Source organism: Streptomyces acidicola (genome assembly GCF_009377235.1).
Lineage (GTDB): Bacteria > Actinomycetota > Actinomycetes > Streptomycetales > Streptomycetaceae > Streptomyces > Streptomyces acidicola.
This window is the reverse complement of sequence record NZ_VMNX01000014.1, coordinates 24,010-42,022: the sequence shown is the minus strand read 5'-3', so window position 1 is coordinate 42,022 and position 18,013 is coordinate 24,010. Positions and strand designations below refer to the sequence as shown.

The window sequence follows — 18,013 nt, the reverse complement described above, 5'->3', positions numbered from 1 at the left end:
GCGCGCTCACGCGCCCGCGACCACGACCGTGCCGTCCTCGAACCGGGCCCGCACCTCCGGCCCCCCACTCCAACGGACGTGGATCTCGTCCGTCGTCCCGTCCACGTGTACCGAGACCGACTCCTCCAGCGGTACGGGGTCCGGCTCCGCGGTGAGGCGGGCGAGGGCCACGAAGACGGTGTGTGCGCCCGCCGTGACACCCGTCAGACCGTCGGGTGAGTCCAACAGGCCGTGGGCGGACCGTAGTTCGGCCCGCGCGCCACCCCTCGCCGCCCATCCCGTGACGCGCACCGACGTTCCTTCGGGCGCCCCCGACACACGGAACGCCCGTACCTCCACCGCGCCCTCGGCCAGCACGAGGCTCGTGATCCGGGCGCCGTGGGCCGCCGTGTGGAGCGAGGCCACCCAGCCGTCGCCCACCCCCAGCGGCTCGATACCGGTGCGGCTCGGGTCCTCGCTCACGAACACGCTGTTGTCGTACTCCCCCGACGGCTCCGTCACCGTCGAGTACGCGAGCCGCGTGTAGTACGGGTCGTAGCGGACGTCCTCGCTGCCGTGGTTGTGGAGGCGGACCAGGCCGTCGGAACGGGTCGCCTGGAGCAGCCAGTTGGGCGGGCCGACCGGCCGCACCTCGTCCGCCCGCTCCACCGGACCGGGCTCCTCCGTCGCCGTCCACACCTCGTGGTCCTCGGGCAGCAGCAGGCCCAGGAACCCCTTGCTCGCCCAGTACGGGGAGGCCGGTCCCGAATAGCCCTGCAGGACGGCGGAGTCGGGCCCGCGCCAGCCCAGCGTCAGCAGGCCGCGGTCGTCCACGGCTCCGCCGTCGAGGAAGTACTTCAGCGTGCCCGACGCCAGCCGCCGCGTCTGCCCCGGCGGCATCGGCGTACGGCCCGTGAGGGCGCCCAGCCACAGCGGTGCCGTTGTCGCGAAGCGGTACGTCAGGGAGCGGCCCTGATGCATGGGCGCGCCGTCGCCGCCGAACAGGCGGGCGTAGTCCGCGAGATGGGTCGAGAGCCTGCCGCCGTACAGGTCCAGGAGGCGTTCGTCGTCCGCCAGCCAGGCGTGCAGCACCGGGTACAGGTGCATCGCCCAGCCGTTGTAGTAGTCGAACTTCCGGCCGTCGCCGTCCGTGTACCAGCCGTCGCCGACGTACCACTGCTCGATGCGCTCCAGGCCGCGGTCGACCGCCCGGTGGGACGCGTCCGTCTCGTGGCCGATGTCGGCGAGGAACCCGCCGACCGTCACTGGGAACAACTCCCAGTTGCAGGGCCAGGGTTCGGCCGTGAGGGCGTCGCCCAGCCAGTCCGCCGCACGCTGCTGCACGGCGTCGTCGAGGCGGTCCCACAGCAGGGGCCGGGTCAGGCGCAGCGCGAGGGCGATCGACGCCGCCTCCACGAGGGGCTGGCCACGGTCCTCGATGCGCGGCCAGACGCCGGAGACTCCGGCCGCGAGGCCGTCCCCGTACCGCTGGAGTGCCTTCTCGTCCCGGCGGAAGGCGGCCAGCAGCAGGGTGCGGGCGTAGCCCTCCAGGCCGTCGGAGAGCCGGCCGGACCAGCTCGTGCGGTCGCCGGGCAGGTGGTACAGGGCACCGTCGGCGGTCGCGTACGGCTCCACCGCGGCGAGCAGGGAGTCGGCGGCTGCCTCCCAGTGGGCGCGGGTGAAGCCGGTGTACGGGCTGAGGGTCCGGTCGGCGTGGGGCTCGTGGGGCTCGTGGTCATGGGGCTCGGAGGACACGGGGGGCATCGGGGGCTTCCTGTCTTGCGTCGGTCCAGGCGTCCTGGTCTCTGTCCTGGCCTGTTTCCTAGCCTGTGTCCTGGCCTGCATTCAGGCCCTCACTCAGGCCTGCGTCCAGGCGTCCGGGCACAGACCTGGGGCGCCCCGGTTCCGGTCGGGGCGCCCCAGGGGCTTATCGCAGCCGCACCCTGCCCTCGGGCACCAGGTGCTGGGCCACGAGTTCGTCGCGGACGAGGCCCGCGTAGAGCGTCGCGCCGTGGACGGAGGTGTGCGTGTTGTCGCGCTTCTCGTTGTACAAGTACACCGACTTGGAGGCTTCCACACCCAGCGATTCGACGAGCGCCTTCGTCCTGGCGGTCAGGTCGATCAGGGGGACGCCCTTGTCCGCCGCGACCGAGCGGGTGACCGCAGGGTGGTTCACGCCGAGGCCGTTCACGAGCAGCGCGGTGTCGTTGTTCAGTGTGCCGTCCGCGTTGAACCAGCGACGGACGATCGGGGTGAGAAGGACCGGCTCGCCGCCCTTCTCGCGGACACCCGCCACCAGTGTCTCCAGGTTCGCCCGGTACGTCGCCTCGTCGGTCTGCTTGTCGTTGTGGGCGAGTTGGACGAGGACCAGGTCACCGGGGCGGATCAGCGGCTGGACGGTGCCCCACAGCCGGGGGTCCGCGAGGTAGGAGACCGTGCTCTCGCCGGAGTCCGCGTAGTTGGCGACGGACAGGCCCTTGCGGAGGTACTGGGGGAGCTGCTGGCCCCAGCCGGAGTACGGGTCGCCGGGCTGGTCGCAGGAGGTGGAGTCGCCGACGAGGAAGATCTGGCGGGCGTGCCGGGCGGGGGCTACGCGGATGTCGGCGAGTGCGGGCGCCGAGCCGCCGAGCACCAGGTCCAAGCCCGGCGTGCCCTCGACGCCGGTGGGCTCGCCCTCGGGGGTGCGGACGTTCACGGTGAAGCTGCGGGCCACGCGCTCCCCCGCCGCGGTGACCGTCTCGGGCAGGAGCGAACGCCGGGTCTCACCGGCGATGCCGGTGCTCGCCGCGCTCTCGCCGCCGAGGAGGACCGTCACGTCGTACGTGCCGGGCGCGACGTCGAAGTGGCAGGCGGTGGCGGTGCAGTTCTCCGGACCCGAGGTGGGACTCCCCGGGAGCGCCTGCGCCGGTACGGCCGACAGGACGGTGCCCAGGGTCGCCGCCGTCAGCGCGGCGACGGTGAAACGTCTCATTGCGGCTCCTCACGACGGACGGCCAGTCCCGGCGGAGGACCGTACACCGTCCGGCAAGCGCTTTCATAGAGGTCGGCGGTCTTGCACCTGACCGCCGACCTCGTACCTGGCGTCGGATCACGTACCCCGTGTCCACTGCTGGTTCGTGCCGCTGTTGCACGCATACGTGATGAGGGCGGCTGAGTCGGCGGTGGACGCACCATTCACGTCCAGGCACTCCCCTGTCGCGCGGGACTTGATGTTCACGTAGGAGCCGGTGGTGGTGAGCGACCACTGCTGGCCCGTGGCCGAGGAGTCGCAGTTCTCCTGGGTGACGGTGGAGGCGTTCTCCTGCACGCACAGGGAGCTGTTCCGCACCATCAGCTGGTAGTAGCCGCTGCCGGCGGACTTGAACCAGTACTTCTGGTTGTTGCCGCCGTTGCAGGTGTACTGCTTGATCTGGGCGCCCGCCCACAGGGACTGGCTGGTCACGTCGGCGCACTTGGAGGAGTGGCGGGCGATCAGCGTGTTGTACGTGGCGCTCGTGCCGGTGATCGTCCCCGCGGCCGTGTCGACGGTGACCTCCGGCGACCAGGACATGGACATCGTGGTCGAGCTCGGGAAGGTCAGCGGCAGCCACACATAACGGGAGTCGTTGACGGTCCCGCCGAAGGAGTTGCCCCAGCGGTCGCCCATGTAGAGGTACGAGGTGCCCGAACTGCCCTGCACGGGAAGGACGTACGCGGTCTGCGAACCGTACGTCGTCGAGTCACCGACGTTCGCCATGGCGGTCCACGGGCCCGCGATGCTGGTGGCGGTGGCGTACTGCTGCTGGTTGGGGCTCCAGCCGGTCGCGCCCGACGTCAGCATGAAGTAGACACCGCCCCGCTTGAACAACGCCGGGGCCTCGCGATGGCCGCCTGGCCAGGGATTGGCGACCAGGCTCGCGATGCCGGTGTAGTCGGCGGTGAGCCGGTAGATCTGCAGGTCGTAGTTCTCACGGGCGGCGGAGATCATGTAGCCGGCGCCGTCGGTGTCCACGAAGACCGTGATGTCACGGGACATGTGCTGACCGAGCGGGCGGAAGCTGCCCTGCCAGGTGTAGTTGCCGTCGACGGTGTCCGAGACGGCGACGGCGGCGCGGGCCTCGCTGTAGTCGGTGCCGTTCTCCTTGTGCATCCACATCACGAACTTGCCGGTGGACGCGTTGTACATGACCTTCGGCCGCTCGATGTTGGCCCTGGCCAGCTCGGAGGCGCTGGACTGGGTCAGGACGTGGTTGCGGAACTCCCAGTTCTTCAGGTCGGTGGAGCGGTAGGCGTCCACGTACCGGAAGGTGTTGTCGGCGTTGCGGTTCTCGCCGAACCAGTAGTAGTAGGAGCCGACCTTGATGACCCCGCCGCCATGGGCCTGCACGGGGTTGCCCGAAGTGTCGGTGAACTGCGTGCCGTTGGTGAGGGTCTGAGGCGCGGCCTGGGCCGGGCCGGCGGTGACGAGCGCCCCTGCCAGCGCCAGAGCGAGGGCGAGGAGGATCGCGTACGCACGTCTCATGTGGTCACGCTCCCTGCGATTCGTGGGTGGGGGTGTCGGCGACCGGGATGCCGAAGTCCGGTGTGCCGTCGGCCTTCCAGCCGAGGCGCTGGATGCGGGTGTGGCGGTTGGGGTCGTTCAGCGGGTCGCCGTCGATCTCCTTGTACTGGCGGGCGTGGTAGACGAGGACGTCGGTGCGGCCGTCCTCGGCGACCGTGAAGCAGTTGTGGCCGGGGCCGTACTGCTTGGTGGTGTCGTTGCTGGTGAACACCGGGGTCGGTGACTTCGACCAGTTCGCGGGGTTCATGAGGTCGGCGTCGGCGTCGACGGTGAGCAGGCCCATGCAGTAGTTGAAGTCGGTCGCGCTCGCCGAGTACGACATGAAGAGGCGACCGTTCCGCTTGATGACCGAGGGGCCCTCGTTGACCTTGAAGCCGATGGTCTCCCAGTCGTACTCCGGTGTGGTGAGCCGGACTTGGGGGCCCGTCAGGGTCAGCGGGTCGGCCATCTCCGACAGCCAGATCGCGGTGTTGTTGTCCATGCCGGGTTCGTGCTGGGCCCAGGCGAGGTAGCGGGTGCCGCGGTGGGTGAAGGTGGTGGCGTCGAGGGAGAAGGTCTCCCAGGCCGTACTGAGCCGGCCACGCTCGACCCAGGCGCCCCTGAAGGGGTCCGGGTGGGAGTTCTCCAGGACCCAGATGCGGATCGCCCAGATGTCCTCGGCGGGCGCGGAGGCGAAGTAGATGTACCACTTGCCGTCGATGTGGTGGATCTCCGGCGCCCAGATGTGCGCGCCCATGACTCCGGTGGCGTGCTTGCGCCAGACGACCGTCTCGTCGGCGGTCGCGATGCCGCGCAGGGTGCGGGATCTGCGCAGGATGATCCGGTCGTACTCGGGGGACGTGGCCGTGAAGTAGTAACGGCCGTCGGTGTGGCGGTGGATGTACGGGTCGGCTCGGTTGCGGACGAGCGGGTTGGCGTACGGCGCGGCCGCCCCGGCGCCCGCCGTCGATGTCGCGGCCTGCGCCACGGTCGGTATCGCGGTGAGGGCGCCCGCGGCGAGGGCGCCCTTCAGTAGCAGTCGTCGGTCGGGGAGTACGGACAGGTCGTCCTCGCGGCTCATGTGCACACTGCCTCTCGCGGAGTGGGGAACCCAGCAGACACAAAAGAGAACAGAAACGTTCGAGCTGGTTCGGCATATCGCACAAGATCTGTCATTCCGAACGCCGAAAAGGTAAGGGCGTGTTACGGCGAGGTCAACGGGTCGGACGGGACAAAGACGCGTCGAGCGCGGGCTGGTGCCGGTGTTGCCGGTGCCGGTGCCGGTGCCGGTGCCGGTGCCGGTGCCGGCGATACGGCTCGCGACTGCGAGCGCGGTGGAGACGTTCCGACGCCAAGCCCCGCTTCGGCTAGCGTCGAGACATGACCAGCGACACCGCCCCCACCCTCGCCGACGCGCTCGCCTCGGGCCCGCTCGTCCTCGACGGCGGCATGTCCAACCAGCTGGAGTCCGCCGGTCACGACCTGAGCGACGAGCTCTGGTCGGCCCGGCTCCTCGCCGAGCGCCCCGAGGCGGTCACCGAGGCCCACCTCGCCTACTACGAGGCGGGCGCGGACATGGCGATCACCGCGAGCTACCAGGCGACGTTCGAAGGCTTCGCCAGGCACGGAATCTCCCGCGAGCGGGCGGCCGAGCTCCTCGCTCTGAGCGTGGAGCTGGCGCGCGAGGCGACCCGACGGGTCAAGGACGTCTCACGGCACCTCTGGGTGGCCGCGTCCGCGGGCCCGTACGGGGCGATGCTCGCGGACGGCTCCGAGTACCGGGGCCGCTACGGCCTCACGGTGGCCGAGCTGGAGGCCTTCCACCGTCCGCGGCTGGAGGCCCTGGCCGCGGCCGGGCCGGACGCCCTCGCCCTGGAGACCGTCCCCGACACCGAGGAGGCCGAGGCGCTGCTGCGGGCGGTACGCGGCCTGGGCGTGCCCGCGTGGCTGTCGTACACGGTCGCCGGCGACCGCACCCGCGCCGGCCAGCCGCTGGAGGAGGCGTTCGCCCTCGCCACCGACGTGGACGAGATCGTCGCGGTCGGCGTGAACTGCTGCGCCCCCGAGGACGTGAAGGGCGCCGCCGCGACGGCGGCCCGCGTGACGGGCAAGCCCGTCGTGGTGTACCCGAACAGCGGGGAGGCCTGGGACGCCGGGGCCCGCATGTGGACGGGCCGCGCCACCTTCACCGCCGAGCAGGTGACCGGCTGGGAGCGGGCCGGGGCACGGCTGATCGGCGGGTGCTGCCGGGTGGGGCCGGAGGCGATCACCGCGATCGCGGAGGCGGTGCACGGGGGCTCCACGGTGTAACACCTGTGAAGCGTGGGCTAAACGGGGACTTCACGGGCCGATGATGAGGTCCCCGGAGAGCCAGTACGCCGATCATGGAGGTCCGCCTTGAGCGAGGTGCAGCCACCCACCCAGGAGGAGTTGGACGCGTTCGTACGAACCCGTCTGAAGCTCGCCGGTTTCGACCTGACGCTGCTGCCGGAGAAGGCCGATCCCGCGACGGGCGTGCCGACCCGGTCCCAAGTGCTCGCCTCCCTGAGGGCATTCGTGGCGTCGACGCCCGGGGCGATCTCGGGCTGGACGCCACCGGCACCGACCCCCGCGTACGCGCAACAGGCGTCGCCGCCCCTCCTCTACCCGTCCGTCACGGAGGCCTGGACCGGAAAGGCGGGCGAGTGATGGCGGACAGAGCGCTCAACAGGAGGGTCTTCCTGGCCGGTTCGGCTGCCGCGGCGGGCGGGGTGGCCCTCGCGGCGACGCCCGCCCTCGCCCGCGCCGCCACGCCCCGGATACCCGACGTCGACATACCGCAGGCCGCCCGGAACGACCCCTCCGAGGCCACCCTCGCCGAGGCCGTCGTGCTCATGCGGCGCGGGAAGCTCACGGCGACGGAGCTGACCGAGGCGTACCTGGAGCGGATCGAGCGGTACGACGCGGTGTATCAGGCGTACGCCGAGGTGACTGGCGACAGCGCGCTCGCCGCCGCGCGCAGGGCGGACCGGGGCCAGGGCCCACGGGGTGTGCTGCGCGGGATACCCCTGTGCGTCAAGGACAACTACTTCACCGACGGCGTGCCGACGCGCTGCAACTCCCTGGTCTTCGAGGACTTCGTACCGGACGAGGACGCGACCGCCGTGGCCCGGCTGCGGGCGGCCGGCGGGATCGTCCTCGGGAAGGGGCAGATGGGCCCGCTGGCGACCACGCGGGCCACGGCGCCGAACGGCACCGTGACCACGGTCAACGCCTGGACACCCGACGACCCCTCCGTCGACCCGGGCGGCTCCTCCACGGGTCCCGCGTGCGCGGTGGCGGCGCGGCTCGCGTCCTCGTCGATCGGGACCCAGACCGGCGGTTCGATCGTGCTGCCGTCCAACCAGCAGAACCTGACGGGGCTGAAGCCCACGATGGGACGGGTCTCCCTCCACGGTGTCATCCCGCTGTCGTTCACCCGCGACCACGCGGGCCCGCTGGCGCGGGACGCCATGGACGCGGCGATCATGCTCCAGGTGATGGCCGGGCCGGACTCCCGGGACCCGCGCACACTGGGGCTGCCGGACGTGCCGGACCTCATCGGCGCGGCAACGCCCGTGGCCGCGAAGGGCGCTGTCCGGATGCGCAGGGCCACGAAGATCGGCGTGCCGGCCGACTTCCTCGCCACCCGACAGGAGTTGCGGAGCGCCTTCCTCGACCGGCTCGACGCCATCCCTGGCATCACGCTCGTGGACGTCACGTACCCGGACGACTGGAACCTCCTCACCGGAACCTTCAACGCGGCGCGGCTCGCCGAGCGCACCGAACCCTTCCGGCACTGGCTGCGCGCCGATCCGACCAGGTTCGGCGTCTCGCTGCTGAGCTGGCTGCAGGGGCTGATGCTGTCGGGCGACGAGTGGATCACGGCGCAGCGCGCCAAGAACCACCTGCTGCGGGAGGTGCTGGACGGCGTGCTGAACCGGTGCGACGTGCTCCTCCAGACCGGCCCCGTCCCCTTCGACATCCTCGGTCTGCCCGAGATCGCCTTCCCCATCGGCTTCGACGGCGACGGTGTCCCCGTGGGCGCCATCCTCGGCGGCCAGCCGTACGAGGAGGATCGGCTCCTGGAGGTCGCGGCGGCCTATCAGGCGGTCACCGACTGGCACACACGCCGCCCGGCGGACCCGGAGACGAACCGGTCGCGGCTCATGGCGGCACCGGCCCGCCCGCGCCTGTCGGCCGAGGAGGCGGCGGCCACGTCGGCGTAGTACTCCAGCAACGGGGGTGGCGGCGTCTCCGGCGACCACGCTGAACAGGGCAGCGATCAGCTCGTCGGGGGTGGCTGCCGCGGAGAGGAATCCGTCGGCTCACGCGCGCAGGACGTCGTAGGCGTGCTCGTTGCGGTGTGCGGAGCTCAGGACGAGGACGCGCGGTGGTTCGGAGCCGGGGGTGACGCGCGGTGGTTCGGAGCCGGGGGTGCGGATTCGCCTGAGACGGCGGACGGTCTCGATCGGGGACGTCCGTGGTGGGCAGGCCGCTGCCCAGCAGGACGACGGCGGCGTGGAATTCCTCGTGCATACGGACCGTCTCGGAGCCGGTTGCTGTTTCGTCGCTCACTGTCGCGACGGTAAGCGCTTTCTGCTTTAGTGGTGCGTGCCGGTTCCGGGCCGGCGAGTCAAGCGGCAGAACACTGCGGTCCCGTCCGCCACCGCCTCCATGCCGACGCGCAATCAATGGCCGGGTGCGGACTGATCGAAGGAGCACAGCGTTGACCGTCGCGTGGCAACAGGCCGAGATCACGCTTGGCGCGGGGTTTGACTATGCCAATCCCTATACGGACGTGGAGGTCTGGGCCGACTTCACCCACGACACGGGGATGACGGTGCGCCGCCCGGCGTTCTGGGACGGCGGCCGTGTGTGGCGGGTCCGCTTCGCACCACCGCTGTCCGGCGGACGCTGGATCTGGCGCACCCACAGTTCCGTCGAGGATCCGGGGCTGGGCGGTCGGATGGGCGAGCTTGAGGTGCGGTCAGGGGCGGTGGAGTCGCCGAACCCCTTCCTGCGCCACGGCTTCTGGCGGATGTCCCCGGGCGGGCGGAACCTGGTGCACGCCGACGCCACGCCCGCGCTGCTCGTCGCGGACACCGCGTGGGCTCTGCCCTGGCGGGCCACCGAGGGCGACGTACGTGTCTACGCGGCCGACCGCGCGTCCAAGGGCTTCAACGCCGTACTGCTGATGACTCTGCAGCCCGACATGGACGCCCGCGGTCCGCAGGACCGGACCGCCGACGAGGGCTTCGACGTCGCCTTCGAGGATCTGCCGGACGGTCACCTCAACCGAATGCGCCCCTCCTACTTCCAGTACTTCGACCGTCTGCACGCCGTGCTGCTGGAGCACGGGATCGCTCCGGTCCTGCAGCCGGTCTTCCAGGGCTTCGGGTGGAAGGGGTTGCGCACGGCCGGCGCGGCCATTCCGCCCGTCGAGTACGCGCGCTACTGCCGTTATCTGCTGGCCCGCTACGGTGCCGCCCCGGCCGTCTGGCTGGTGGGCGCGGACGGCAGCGGCAGCGAGCCGCAGGTCTCGGCCGGCGGCCGCGAGATCGAGGCGTGGGACGCGTACGGGCAGCCGACCGGCGTCCACTACCGTCCCCACGCCCGCAACGACGCCCACCAGGACGCGCCCTGGCTGGACTTCCAGTGGTGCCAGACCGGCCACCGCGGCGAGCACGTCCCCGAACGGGTCGCCGACATGTGGCGTAACCTCCCGGCCAAGGCTGTCGCCAACGGCGAGCCGACCTACGAGAACACCGGGGAACACGGCAGGGCCGACGGCTGGTGGCAGGGCCACGAAGCCTGGTCCAACCTGTGTGCCGGAGGCACGATGGGAGTGATCTACGGCGCCGCCGGTCTGTGGCAATGGCGCCTTCACGCGGCCGAACCCGGCCACCAGCCGTTCTTCCTCGCCCCGGATGCCGGCTGGCGCGAGGCACTGGACTTCGCAGGATCACGCCACGTCGGCATGATCGCCCACATCCTCGCGGGTCTACCCCTGGCGGACATGGTCCCCGACTGGCAACTCACCTTCGCACCACGCGGCTTGTCCGTGCCCGGCCGGCTCTACGTGACCTACGCCGAACACGGGGGCCCACTCAGGATCCACCCCGACACGGATCACGCCGTCCCACGCCCCTACCGCGTCTACGACCCACTCACCGGCGAGATCACCGGCAAGGGCCACCGCCACCAAGGAGACCTCGTCATACCCGACGACGGAGGAGCCGCACGCGTCTTCATCTGCTACGACGGCTGGGCAGCGGACACACCCGGAAGCCCGACGTAACGGACAGCCCTCACCCCACCCGCCGGGACGGAAGATCCGGCGGCTCCGCACGCACCCCGCACCTGGCGCAACCGGCCCCGCCCCCAGCCGCATCGATCTGCTCGGCTTCGAGAAGCAACAAAACCTGCCTGGATCAGGAACAGGAAACAGGCACTCCTGATCGGTGAAGCGGAGAGCCCGGTGTCGGCAGTCAACCGGCCGGCATCACGTGTGCGGCGAGGGTGGCTGCGGCCATCAGTTCTCCCCGGGAGGCGCCAGAGGTGGCGTGGACGGCGAGGCCCTCGGCGGTGGCCATGAGGAAGCGGGCCAGGGCCTCGCAATCCCTCGGGGGTCGTCCCGCTACTTCGCGTACATGAGTGTGCCGAAGCCCAGCTGGTCGAAGCCGCCGCTGTTGGGGCCGTAGTCGCCGCCACCGCCCTCGGGGCGGACGCTCTCGGCCATGCGGGTGATGTACGGGACGGACAGGCCGCGTCGCCGTGCGTAGTGGTAGTGCAGGATGTCCCACACCGGGCGGAGCTGCCCGCGGCTGGCGGAGGAGATCACCGTGTGGGTCTGCTGGGCGCAGTTCTGGCCGCTGCCCCACCGGTAGGTGGTGAAGGGCACGTCCTCGCCGAGGTTGTACTTGGCGACGTACTGGGCGGACTTCATGAAGCGGTTGTTGTCGTAGCCGTACAGGTCCTCGCCCTGGCTCCAGGCCATCTCGCAGAAGGCGCCCATCATGCCCATGCCCATCACGGTGTGGCCCTGGTCGCGGCCGGACTCCTGCCACTGCGCGAGGCCCTGGTCCTCGTACACGAACGGCACGGCGTTGCGGATCGCGCCGTTGCCCGCGCCGTTCTTGAAGTAGTTGACCGCCTGGTCGTACTTGGTCCCGTCGTCGCACAGGATCCCGATCGCGAGGATCGAGTTCATGGTGCACAGGTCCCAGTTGGCCCAGTAGTTGGTGATGCAGGCGTCATTGTGGTTGTTCAGGAACTGGTTGTTCAGCGGGTAGAAGACGTTGAGCATCATCGTCTTGAACCTGTTGAGGTCGAATCCGCTGTAGTCCCGCATGAGTTCGGCGGCGTTCGCGAACTGGTAGCCGTAGATCCCGGCGGCGAGGAACCGGTCGGCGTTTCCGGTGACGGTGGTGAGGGTGGAGGACCAGGCGTTGAGGATGCGGACGGCGGCGTCGCCGTTGGCGGTGGTGCCCGCGATCTTCCAGCGCAGGGCGTTCTGGTAGGCGGCGTGGATGTCGTTGTAGAGGATGCCGTAGTTCTCGCCCGTGCCGCCTCGGATGATCGTGGCCTGCGGCCTCGGTGTCCACGTGCTGGCGGAGTGGGAGTTGGCGGTGAGGCGGTTCCAACCGGACAGCCACGGGTCGTCGCCCGCGGCGACCCGTACCTTGGCGCGGTTGAGCTCTCCGTAGGCGTGCAGCATGCCGGGGTGGGTGAAGGTGGCGGGGGCGGCCTCGGCCGTGCCCGTGAGGGCGGTGGCCGAGGCACCGACGGCGAGGGCGGCGGTGAGGGCGGCGGTGAGACCACCGGCGTTCTTCAGCAGACCGCGGCGGCTCACTTCCACGTGCTGCGGGTGGGGGGAAGTGCGGCTCATTTGGGGCATCTCCAATCCCGTGCGGGTGGATCCAGCGGGTGGATCCAGGTGGTTGATCTAGGTGGCGGTGATGCTCACTTCGCTGAAGCGGGTGGTGCTGCGGGCCAGAGGACTGCGGGAGCAGACCACGAGGCCCACGTAGTAGGGGGCGTCGCCGAAGCCGGGGATCTCTCCCGCGGCGAGGGGGGTCCAGCTGACGCCGTCGTCGGTGGAGAAGGCCGCGCTGAAGGATGTGCCGGTACGCTTCAGCCGCAGCAGGGCGGGCAGCGCGGGCAGGCCGACCGTGCCGTTGCCGGAGAAGGCGGAGGCGCCGGCCACGGTCCTGCGCAGCATGAGCTGCGCGGTGCTGCCGCCGGTGACGATCGCTCCGGCCGCCTGGTCGAACGGCGCCAGCGACTTTGCCATGAGCAGTCCGACCCGGTCGCCGCTCGCTCCCTCGCGGGAGACGAGCCGTGCGGTGATCTCGCAGTCACCGGTGACCGGCTGCCGTACGAACTGCCCCGTCATCCCCTGGCCGTTGACGTTCACGTCGACCCCCGCACCGCGGACGACGAAGGTCCCGTCCTCGTACGCCGTGCTGCCGGGGGTTCTGACGGCCACCACGCCGAAGGTCCCGAAGGGACGGTCGTCGAGGACCACGTCACCGAGGTCGCCGTACGTCCACGGGTCGGGCGGGGGCATGCCGACGGAGAGCTGGAGCGTGCCGCTCCCGTCACCAGCGGCGTTGCCCGCGATGGTGGTAACGGTGAACTCGCCCGTCCGGGTGGGCGTTCCGTGGACGACACCGGTGCACTTGTCCAGGCGCAGGCCGTCCGGCAGTCCGTCGGCGGTGAACCGCACGGGCTCGTGCGAGGCCCGCAGCACGTGCCGGAAGGGGACGCCCCTGTTCGCGAACACGATGGTCGCGGAGGTGAGTTCCGGCACCGACGGGGCCGGCATCTGCGCGGAGGCGGGCGCCGACAGCGGACCGCGTCCGGCGCCGTTCGACTTGGCGACGGCGTAGTGGTACGTCGTGCCGGGTGTGCCCGTGGCGTCCGCGTACGTGATGCGGGTGCCGAACCCGACCGGCCCGACGCCGGTCGCGAGCGTCTCGTACCGGCCGTGCGCGCCGGTTGCCCGCAGCACCGTGTACCGGGCCGAGAGGTCCGGGTCGGTCCAGGCCAGCTCCACCGCGTCCGCGCCGGCCCTCGCCCGCAGGTCGGTGGCGGCACGTCCGGGGCGCGGTGTGGCCCACACCTCGCCGGTGGCCGACGACGTCACGGTGACGTTGTCGAAGGCGCCGGTGCCGGTCTCGGCGTACTCCTCGTCGACGCCCAGGCAGGAGGTGAGGGCGAGCCCGGCGTACGCGGTGCGGCCGAGGTCGACCTCGGTGGAACCGACCTCGGTCCAGCGTATGCCGTCCGGGGAGATGGCTCCGGTGCAGCGCCGGCCCTTGCGGGTGACGCGCACCCAGTACGGCATGCGCAGCCGGTAGCCGTCGCCCGCGCCCTCCACGTACGGGGCCTGAAGCGGGGTCGCCGACTCCGGCAGCTTCCCGAGGTCGGAGATCGGGAAGGAGGCGCCGGTGGTGATGGCCTGCTGCTGGGTGGGCGGTACGGGGGTGCTGCCGGTGGCGGAGACGGGTGCGCCGGTCTTCGGGCGTACGGTCCACACGCCGCTCCAGGTGTGCAGCGGCAGGCCCTGGATCAGCATCGAGGCGTGCGCGGCATCGGCATCGGCGTCGGCATCGAGGGAGCCGCGGAGGGTGACGCCGATCTTGGAGTACTGCGAGCTGAGCGGGAACACGATGCGCGCGGTGACGGAACCGTCGCCGCGCAGCGGCAGGTGCACCACCCGGTACGAGTCGGCGGTGCCGCCCGCCTCCAGCACGAACCGCTCACCGTCGAAGAGGGCGGCTCCGGCGCGCCCCACGTCCCCGACGTCCTGGGTAGCCCAGGGCTCGGGCAGGCCGGCGGTGGCCGCAATCCACGCTGAACTGCTGCTCGCGCCCTGCGAGTTGGAGGCAGCGACCTTGTAGTAGTAGGTGCGTCCCGCGCGTACGTCGTCATCGGTGTACGTGGGCCTGTCGATACCGGAGGCGATCTCCTCGTACGGGCCGACGGGCCTGGTCGCCCGCTGGACGGTGTACGCGCTCGCCCACGCGGACGGCAGCCAGCTGACGGTGACGGCCTTGTCCTGCCCCACGGCCGTGACGCCCGCCGGAGGCGTGGGCGCCGTCCGTGCGGGTGCCTTGGCGCCCGCGTAGGCGAAGGTGCCGAAGCTCGGCAGGTCGTCGTTGCTGCCCTCGACGACGCGGGCGCCGCCCGTGCCGCGGAAGACGGCGGCCTTCGTGTGCGGAGTGTCGAGGCCGCGGACGCCGGCGTAGTGGGCGTAGTACATCTCGTAGATCGGGGGCAGGTTGCCGCGGACCTTGTCGGAGACGGTCGCCTTGATGTACTTGCCGGTGCGGTCGAGGTCGGGGGTGAAGGGGACGTCGCCGCCGAGGTTGTAGCGGGCGGCGTACTCGGCGTTCGCGAGGATGCGGTTGCCGTCGAAGCCCCACAGGTCGACGCCCTGGTTCCAGGCGACCTGCGCGGCGTCGCCCATCAGGCCGACGGCGAGCTGTTCGTGGCCCTGGTCGCGGCCGCTCTCCTGGCCCTGTCCGGCGTCGGTGACGACGCGGCCCGGGACGCTGCCGTTGCCCGCGCCGGCGGCGGCGAACCTCAGGGCGTCCTCGAAGAGCGTGGGCTCCTCGCAGAACACGCCGATGGCGAGCACTGTCTGAATGGCCGTCAGGTCCCAGTTGCCGTTGGCGTAGAGCATGTAGCCGGACACGGCCGGATACCAGACGTCCAGGAACGACCGCTCGCAGCGGGCGATGCCGTCCGCGTCCCAGCCGTCGTAGCCGGTGTGCCGCAGCAGTTCGGCCGCGTTGACGAACTTGAACGCCTGGAGCCCGGCGCCGAGCGGGCCGTCGGCCCCGGTGATCGCGGTGAGCGACGCCGACCAGGCGTTCAAGATGTCCCGCGCCTTGTCCGCGTGGGCGCGGTCGCCGGTGACGCACCACATCAGCGCGTTCTGGTAGGCGGCGGCCGAGTCGGCGACCGCCTGGTTCTGGAAGTTGGTGGGGCCGCGGCCCCAGGAGGTGATCTGGCCGGTGTTCTGGATCGTGTACGTGGACTTCGACCGGGCGTGGGCGGCGAGCGCGAGGTAGCCGTCGTGGACCGGGGACTCCTGCGCGGCGACCGCGGCCTTCATCCGGTCCAGGTCCTCCGAGGAGTGGAGCAGGCCGGGGTGTCGAAAGGTGAACGCCGCTTCGGCGGCCGTCCGGGCTCCGGCGGCCATGGCGGAGACGGACAGCAGCCCGCCCGCGGCCACGGCCGTGAGCCCAGCCGTGCCGAGGAACGACCGTCGACTGAGGGAATGCACGGATGTCTCCTGGTTCAGTGGTGCCGCTGGGGGGCCGTTGGTTCAGTGGGGCCGCTGGTTCGGTGGGGCCGGATCACGGGTGCTCGATGGTGAGCGTGACGTCCTGCGTCGCGGTGCCCGCGGTGTTGGTGGCCGAGACCCTGACCGTGAAGGTGCCGATGCTGTCCCTGGCCTTCCCGGAGATCAGACCGGTGTCGGTGTCGATGTCCAGCCCCTTCGGCAGCCCTTCGGCGCTGAACTTCGTCGGCAGACCGTCGGCCGTGACGAGGTGGTTGAAGACCTGGTGCTTGGTGGCCGTGGCCGCGTCCGGGCTGGTGATCCTGGGCGCGTCGCTCGACGTCGCCTCGGTGGAGTTCAGGAACCGTGTGTTCAGCACATGCTCGTTGGCGTACGCCGGCACCATGTCCGTGAACTTGTACCAGCCGGGCTTCTTCATCCCGTTGCCGATGAACCTGCCGTTGATGACGAGGTTCTGGAAGGTCACGTTCTGGATGGCGTGGTCCGCGTCATGGCCGACCATGACGGACGGGTTGGCGTGCGTCCCGGTGTAGGTCAGGTTGCGGATGAAGACCCCGTCGATGCCCCGTCCGACCGATGTGTTGTAGCTCTTGTTGAACATGACCCGCATGTTGATCAGCTGGCCCCAGCGGAAGTCCTCCACCCGGATGTCCTGGGCGCGCACGTTGCGCAGCAGGTTGCTGTCGCCCGGGTTGAGCGCGATGCAGCCCTGGTAGTCCATCTGCGGTTCGCGGTGGTCGAGGATGTCGATGTTGCTGAGGACGAGGTTCTCGATGGTCTCCGGCTTGTCCGTGTTGCCGTGCGTGCCGACGTTGACCGGGTGCGCGACGTCCGCCCACAGGGTGGAGTTGCGGACGGTGATGTTGCGGCAGTCGCCGTAGTAGTCCCAGCGGTGGGCGTAGATGGCGATGCAGTCGTCCGCGTTGCGCATGTAGACGCCGTCGATGAGGACGTCCTCGCTGGAGAAGACGTCGATGCCGTCGCCCCACTGGCCGTGGCTGTAGGCGTGCAGGTCGCGCACGGTGACCTGCTTCGACTGACCGATGGTGCAGGCGTAACCGCTGCTCGGGTTGAGCACCGTCACGCCGTCGATCTCGATGTTCCTGGAGTACTCGACGAGGACGCCGCTCGGCGAGTTGTACAGCACGCCGCGGCCGAGCAGCCGGGCGTTCTCGACCTTGTGGAACTCCACCCGGGACGTCAGTACGGCGCCTCCGGCCAGGTAGAGCGTCTTGCCGCTGGGCACCTTCACCACGTTGTCGGCGGTCTTGTGCAGACCCGGGCCGAAGTAGATGACGTCCGGGTCGTCCGGGTCGGGCCGCTGCGACTCGATCGGGTTGGCGTGCAGCTGCAGGTTGTTGAAGATCTCGCCGTCGATCTCGATGGAGAGGTTGCGCGGCTCGGTGAGGGTGAAGCTCACCGTGTCGCCGTCCACCGTGAATTGGGTGCCGTGGGACAGAGGGCGTATCCGTGCGGAGCCGATGGCGCCCCTGGACGAGGTGACGGCGACCTCGACGGTGCCCCTGAAGTCGAAGGTGGCGACGGAGGAGTTGAAGACGGGACCGCTGCCCGTGTTCGCGTCGATCTGCTTCGCTCTGGCGCGGTGGACCGGGACCGTCTGCCATGCACCGTCCGGCTTGCGGGCCTTGACGGAGAAGCTCGCATTGGTCGGGACCCCGCTGGGGGATCGGGTACACCACGAGCCGGTCGGCCGCTCCGGACGTGTCGGCTGCTCCGGACGCGTCGTCGGCTCTCGCGGTGCCGGCCGTGGCGCCGACCAGGGAGTACGCGGCGGCGGAGGCGCCCGCGGCCTGGAGGAGGGTGCGCCGGGACAGGGTGGTGCTCTGGGTGTCGTTCATCGAGCAGTTCCTTCGAGGAAGCGGCGGCTGGGCACGGGGCTCCCGGCGGTAGTAACAGGTAGGAACCGGTTGCTAAGACCGAGTGGCCAGAGCTTCTGCCCGTCCGGAAAGCACGTCAAGGGTCTGCGCCGACTTTCGAAAAGTCCGGGTGACCGCACGGTCGTATGAGGGGCGTTCAAACCCTGCTCACGACACACAAGGCCACCGACAGCATCCGGCCGACGAGCCCCCAAGCCGCGAAACGCTTCCCGTCCCCGGTCACCACTCCCGCTGATTGACCCCTCACCGGGCGAGACTTACGGTAGAAGACGCTTTCAGAAA

Annotated in this window: 11 protein-coding genes; 4 read left to right on the top strand and 7 right to left on the bottom strand. The window is 70.5% G+C overall.

Going from position 1 to position 18,013, the window contains the following annotated elements:
* Positions 1-6: 6 nt before the first annotated feature.
* The 4 genes from FPZ41_RS07335 to FPZ41_RS07320 form a co-directional block, all read right to left on the bottom strand.
* Positions 7-1,743, bottom strand: coding sequence for a DUF2264 domain-containing protein (locus tag FPZ41_RS07335; RefSeq protein WP_152860290.1), 1,737 nt, complete (start codon positions 1,741-1,743; stop codon positions 7-9).
* A 163-nt stretch (positions 1,744-1,906) separates the two neighbouring features.
* The gene (locus tag FPZ41_RS07330) at positions 1,907-2,950 is read right to left on the bottom strand and encodes a rhamnogalacturonan acetylesterase (RefSeq protein ID WP_152860288.1); all 1,044 of its coding nucleotides are present in this window, start codon (positions 2,948-2,950) and stop codon (positions 1,907-1,909) included.
* Positions 2,951-3,067: 117 nt separating this feature from the next.
* Positions 3,068-4,480, bottom strand: a complete 1,413-nt coding sequence (locus FPZ41_RS07325) for an RICIN domain-containing protein (protein ID WP_152860286.1) — start codon at positions 4,478-4,480, stop codon at positions 3,068-3,070.
* Between the two features lie 4 nt (positions 4,481-4,484).
* On the bottom strand, positions 4,485-5,579 hold the full coding sequence (locus FPZ41_RS07320) for a glycoside hydrolase family 43 protein (RefSeq protein WP_152860284.1): 1,095 nt from the start codon (positions 5,577-5,579) through the stop codon (positions 4,485-4,487).
* Positions 5,580-5,878: 299 nt separating this feature from the next.
* Between FPZ41_RS07320 and mmuM the strand changes: the two genes are divergently transcribed.
* The 4 genes from mmuM to FPZ41_RS07295 all read left to right on the top strand — a co-directional run bounded on the left by mmuM (position 5,879) and on the right by FPZ41_RS07295 (position 10,817).
* Positions 5,879-6,808: a homocysteine S-methyltransferase gene (gene mmuM / locus FPZ41_RS07310; RefSeq protein ID WP_152860282.1), complete on the top strand. Its 930-nt coding sequence runs from the start codon at positions 5,879-5,881 to the stop codon at positions 6,806-6,808.
* 87 nt (positions 6,809-6,895) lie between these two features.
* Entirely contained in the window at positions 6,896-7,186 is a 291-nt protein-coding gene (locus FPZ41_RS07305; RefSeq protein ID WP_152860280.1) for a hypothetical protein, read from the top strand.
* The gene (locus FPZ41_RS07300; RefSeq protein ID WP_152860278.1) at positions 7,186-8,745 is read left to right on the top strand and encodes an amidase; all 1,560 of its coding nucleotides are present in this window, start codon (positions 7,186-7,188) and stop codon (positions 8,743-8,745) included. The genes FPZ41_RS07305 and FPZ41_RS07300 overlap by 1 nt, the downstream gene beginning before the upstream one ends.
* Positions 8,746-9,245: 500 nt before the next feature.
* Complete coding sequence (locus FPZ41_RS07295) at positions 9,246-10,817, top strand: apiosidase-like domain-containing protein (RefSeq protein ID WP_152860276.1); 1,572 nt, start codon at positions 9,246-9,248, stop codon at positions 10,815-10,817.
* A 339-nt stretch (positions 10,818-11,156) separates the two neighbouring features.
* Here FPZ41_RS07295 and FPZ41_RS07290 read toward each other — a convergent pair whose 3' ends face one another.
* The 3 genes from FPZ41_RS07290 to FPZ41_RS07280 form a co-directional block, all read right to left on the bottom strand.
* The gene (locus FPZ41_RS07290) at positions 11,157-12,407 is read right to left on the bottom strand and encodes an alginate lyase family protein (protein ID WP_152860274.1); all 1,251 of its coding nucleotides are present in this window, start codon (positions 12,405-12,407) and stop codon (positions 11,157-11,159) included.
* A 57-nt stretch (positions 12,408-12,464) separates the two neighbouring features.
* Positions 12,465-15,815 carry an alginate lyase family protein gene (locus FPZ41_RS07285; RefSeq protein WP_322619919.1) on the bottom strand — a complete coding sequence of 1,117 codons (3,351 nt, stop codon included), beginning with the start codon at positions 15,813-15,815 and terminating at the stop codon, positions 12,465-12,467.
* Positions 15,816-15,888: 73 nt separating this feature from the next.
* Positions 15,889-17,268, bottom strand: coding sequence for a glycosyl hydrolase family 28 protein (locus FPZ41_RS07280; RefSeq protein ID WP_322619918.1), 1,380 nt, complete (start codon positions 17,266-17,268; stop codon positions 15,889-15,891).
* Positions 17,269-18,013 lie beyond the last annotated feature (745 nt).

Excerpts from the sequence above, each read along its gene's own strand:
- FPZ41_RS07335 (WP_152860290.1), bottom strand. The coding sequence starts at position 1,743 with ATGCCCCCCGTGTCCTCCGAGCCCCATGACCACGAGCCCCACGAGCCC.
- FPZ41_RS07330 (WP_152860288.1), bottom strand. The coding sequence starts at position 2,950 with ATGAGACGTTTCACCGTCGCCGCGCTGACGGCGGCGACCCTGGGCACC.
- FPZ41_RS07325 (WP_152860286.1), bottom strand. The coding sequence starts at position 4,480 with ATGAGACGTGCGTACGCGATCCTCCTCGCCCTCGCTCTGGCGCTGGCA.
- FPZ41_RS07320 (WP_152860284.1), bottom strand. The coding sequence starts at position 5,579 with ATGAGCCGCGAGGACGACCTGTCCGTACTCCCCGACCGACGACTGCTA.
- mmuM (WP_152860282.1), top strand. The coding sequence starts at position 5,879 with ATGACCAGCGACACCGCCCCCACCCTCGCCGACGCGCTCGCCTCGGGC.
- FPZ41_RS07300 (WP_152860278.1), top strand. The coding sequence starts at position 7,186 with ATGGCGGACAGAGCGCTCAACAGGAGGGTCTTCCTGGCCGGTTCGGCT.
- FPZ41_RS07290 (WP_152860274.1), bottom strand. The coding sequence starts at position 12,407 with ATGAGCCGCACTTCCCCCCACCCGCAGCACGTGGAAGTGAGCCGCCGC.